3 protein-coding genes and 1 other RNA gene are annotated in these 3776 nt (G+C 55.0%); all 4 read left to right on the top strand.

The genetic code is table 11. The features are described from left to right. Positions 1-243 precede the first annotated feature (243 nt). Positions 244-2187 carry a glucosaminidase domain-containing protein gene (locus ACOYIE_RS09940; RefSeq protein WP_433412792.1) on the top strand — a complete coding sequence of 648 codons (1944 nt, stop codon included), beginning with the start codon at positions 244-246 and terminating at the stop codon, positions 2185-2187. 29 nt (positions 2188-2216) lie between these two features. Beyond that, a complete protein-coding gene (locus ACOYIE_RS09935) occupies positions 2217-2390 on the top strand; it encodes a hypothetical protein (RefSeq protein WP_433412790.1) in 174 nt (57 codons plus the stop codon). Positions 2391-2578: 188 nt separating this feature from the next. Further along, complete coding sequence (gene smpB, locus ACOYIE_RS09930; RefSeq protein WP_433412788.1) at positions 2579-3046, top strand: SsrA-binding protein SmpB; 468 nt, start codon at positions 2579-2581, stop codon at positions 3044-3046. A 57-nt stretch (positions 3047-3103) separates the two neighbouring features. Further along, positions 3104-3460: a transfer-messenger RNA gene (ssrA, locus tag ACOYIE_RS09925) on the top strand. The last annotated feature ends 316 nt before the right edge of the window (positions 3461-3776 follow it).

The raw sequence follows: 3776 nt of genomic DNA, 5'->3' as shown, positions 1-3776 counted from the left end.
TATCAGCTCTCAGTCCGTTTGTCAACAACTTTTTTCGTTTTTGCCAAATCTTTTTTCGAGCCCGCCACCCCTCGCGAGACAGCTTTATTAGTATACCCCCTCCCCCTTCCTTTGTCAAGAACTTTTTTCTGCTTTTTTCGCATTTTTCCCTCATATCCAAATACTGTATTTGAATCCCGATTTATTCCATGATATAATGCCTTTAAAATGATACTATTATACCCTTTCAGGAGGATATTTTTTGTGAAACGCCTGCTTTTGTCCCTTTTCTGTGCCGTCGCGATGGCCGGAACAGCGTCTGCCGTCACCGCATTGCCCGCTGCCGCCGGCGGCCAGCGCTTCTATGTCAGCACTTCCCTTTCCGATTCCGCGGGGCGCGCTGTCAATCCTACTATATATAATATAGAAGGCCGCACCTTTTTTAAACTGCGCGATCTTGGCCGTCTGCTCGACTTTGGCGTTACTTTTGACAAGAGCAAAAACGCGGTTTATATCGACCCTGCCGCATCCTATATCCCCGCCGCCAACGAGGGAGATGTGGTAAAGAACACAGCCGCCGCAGCCGTGCCGGCCGTGCCGACCGCGCAGAATCTATATGTATCCGGCCAAAAAGTCAGCCCTGCCGTTTATAATATCAAGGGGAACAACTACATCGGGCTGCGCGCGCTGGGTGAGCTGGTGGATTTTTCCGTATCCTATGATTATGATACGCGCCGCATCACAGCCTACGCCGCCTATCCCTATGCAGCCGAAACCACCTGGTCCGCCGCCATGAATGATATGGCAAACAATCTGCGCGCCAGCAATCCCGCTTCCTATCATCTGATCGCCGCACGATATGCACCCATCGTCACCGGCCGCAGCGGCGCAGACTGGCGTGATCTGATCAGTACGCTGCGGGCGGCCAAGGCTTCGCCCATTGTCGCTGAAAGCGACGACGCCTTATATCGCGCCAGTCTTTACTGGGCCAACGCGCTGTCCGCAGCCGCCGCCGGAACAACAGCCGCACTCCCTCCCAAGCTCGGCGCCGCCTTGCCCGATCTTGCTGATGCCGCTTTGTTTGACAATCCGGACAGGACCGCGCTGCGGCGGGATTTTTCCGCACTTTCCTGCGCCAGTCTCAGCCCGGCGAAGCCGCCCTTCTCCGGTATTTCCGTCTCCAACGGCTATGCGCGGGACGCGCTGGCGCGTTTTTCTCTCGCGAATACCTATACGCTGACTGACGGCGTCACCGAAGCCGACGTCAAAGCTGCCAAGGCCAGCCTTGCGGACGACATGGCCGCCCTTTCAGCGCTGCCGGATGACAGCGCCCGTCTGGCGTATATCGAGCGCCTGCTCCGCCGGGAATTCCGCACCGGCGGCAGCAAAAGCTGGGCGGCTGTGCTGGGACAAAACGGACGTGTCAGCCCCTTCTCTCTTGCCGCTGCGGCAAACTGGATGCTGGACGAAGCCGGTATTCCCGCCGTTCTTGCCCGCAGCTACAGCTCCGCGTGGAACGTGATTTATACCGGCGGCAGTTGGGCCGTATTCGACCCCGCCAAAGGCAGCGGCCTTCGTTCGCTTGACGAGTACCGCCTTATTGATACCCATCCCGGCGCCACGCTGTTTGCAACGCAGGCGCTCCGGCCGGGCAGCAGTTACGATCAGGCAGAAAACATGACCGCCCGCCGGTATTTCACCTACACCGCGCTGGCCGGCGAACCGCAGGCCACCGTATCGCAAATGGTGGCATACATTCGCCGCGTCAATCCCAACGTGCCGCAAAGCGTTCTCGATATGCTGCCCCTTTACCTTGCCGAAGGCCGCGCCGAGGGGATTCGCGGCGATATCGCCTTTGCCCAGTCCTGCCTGGAAACCGGAAACTTCACCTTTGCCGACAGCGCCGCCTCGCTTGAAGGCAACAACTTCTGCGGACTGGGCATATTGGAAAACGGCATGCAGGGCGCAGCTTTTGATACGCCGCAGCAGGGCATCCGCGCGCAGATACAGCACCTGAAAGCCTATGCGAACCGGCAGCCGCTCAAAAACGAATGCATCGACCCCCGTTTCCATCTTGTCGCACGCGGCGCAGCGCCTACCGTGCAATACCTCGGCATGCAGGAAAATCCGCAGGGGTACGGCTGGGCCGCCGGAGCGGACTACGGTGTAAAAATTCTGAATATTCTGGAGAATATTCTCGCCTGCTGACGGGTATACTTACCGCGAGGTGAAACAATATGGAGCGTTTTCACAATCTGACCGAGCTGCCGGCCATCCATCCGGCCTCACGCGAATATTTTAACAGCCTGCCGGACGATGTCAGGGAGCAAATCGTCTCCCGCGGCAGCAGCGTACACACAGCCCGCGAACTGCACGGCTACGCCGCAAAACTGCTGCGCAGAGACGATTGAGACTGCTGCACCATGCCAGTCATTATTCCCGCATATCATGCCTCCGGCTGTCCGCACAGACTGGAGGCATTTTCTTTATGACGTCCTGCGGCAGTAAAATTTTGCAAAAAGATGTAACATTCTTGTGCCTTTACTTTTTTCCACCTGCATGCTATCATTATAAGTATCGCAGGAAAGGAGGGCATGTCATGCCGGATAAAAAGGGCACAAAGCAGGTCACGGCCAACAAGAAAGCATGGCATGACTACTTTGTTGAAGAAAAATTTGAAGCCGGCATCGAATTGTTCGGCACCGAGGTCAAATCCATTCGGCAGGGGCAGATCAATCTGAAAGATTCCTACTGCACCTTTAAAGATGGCGAGCTTTTTGTACGCGGGATGCATATCTCCCCTTACGAAAAAGGCAACATCTTCAACAAGGATCCGCTGCGTATCCGCCGGCTGCTCATGCACAAAAAAGAAATCGCCGCCCTGTTCGGAAAAACGCGGCAGGACGGATACTCGCTCATTCCGCTTGCCGTGTACTTCAAGGGGTCGCGCGTCAAGCTTGAGCTGGGTCTGTGCAAGGGCAAAAAGCTGCATGATAAGCGCGACAGCATCGCTGCGCGCGACGCCAAGCGCGAAATGGACCGCGCGCTCAAAGAGCGCAATCGCTAACGCGCCGGCAAATGAAGGACTTTATTCTCCATCCTTCTCTTCTCCATTTTTCAAAATGGGGCCGTAACGGGTTCGACGGGGGTGTTGAAACCGGGATAGCGGGCCGCGGTGGGGAACCGCGTTAAAAGCTCCAACTTGTTTATAAATTAAACAACAACGATTATACTCTTCAGGCTGCCTAATTAAGGCTTAGCCCGTCAGCCCCGGAAGGACCACGGTCCGGGTGTTCTGGCGTCGATTAGTGGTGAACGTGTACGGGGTAAGAGTTGCCCCCGTCATGTAATATGACTCTACTGAAGTGGTAAGCCTGTTTGCCGGCGTACCGCAGAGGGAATGAAAAAAGACAGACTGCGCCCGGAGAAATCACGGTGGATGTGCTTTCGGACAGGGGTTCAACTCCCCTCGGCTCCACCACTACAAAAAGCCCGTATTTACGGGCTTTTCTTATTTTTCTTCTTATTCCTCTTCTTTTCAACTGTTTTTATACGTCATAAAATTAACGTCAACAACACCAAAATAACGATGTTTTTCAGGCAAATGCAACACGAAATGCAACACGAAAAAAGGGAGGGCAACACGCCCTCCCTCCTCTCTTAATACCCATGATAATATCCGCCCACATAAGATACCGTACCGCTCTTATCTGCTACAGCCGGCGTTCCCATCGGCGTGGGATTCTCGCCCGGCTGAATCGTGCCGTATTCGTTCGCCATCTGCGTATAAGGGTCAA

The organism is Agathobaculum sp., from assembly GCF_050946325.1.
GTDB lineage: Bacteria > Bacillota > Clostridia > Oscillospirales > Butyricicoccaceae > Agathobaculum.
The sequence above is the reverse complement of the archived record's forward strand: the minus strand, read 5'-3'. Positions and strand labels throughout refer to the sequence as shown.

Excerpts from the sequence above, each read along its gene's own strand:
- ACOYIE_RS09935 (WP_433412790.1), top strand. The coding sequence starts at position 2,217 with ATGGAGCGTTTTCACAATCTGACCGAGCTGCCGGCCATCCATCCGGCC.
- smpB (WP_433412788.1), top strand. The coding sequence starts at position 2,579 with ATGCCGGATAAAAAGGGCACAAAGCAGGTCACGGCCAACAAGAAAGCA.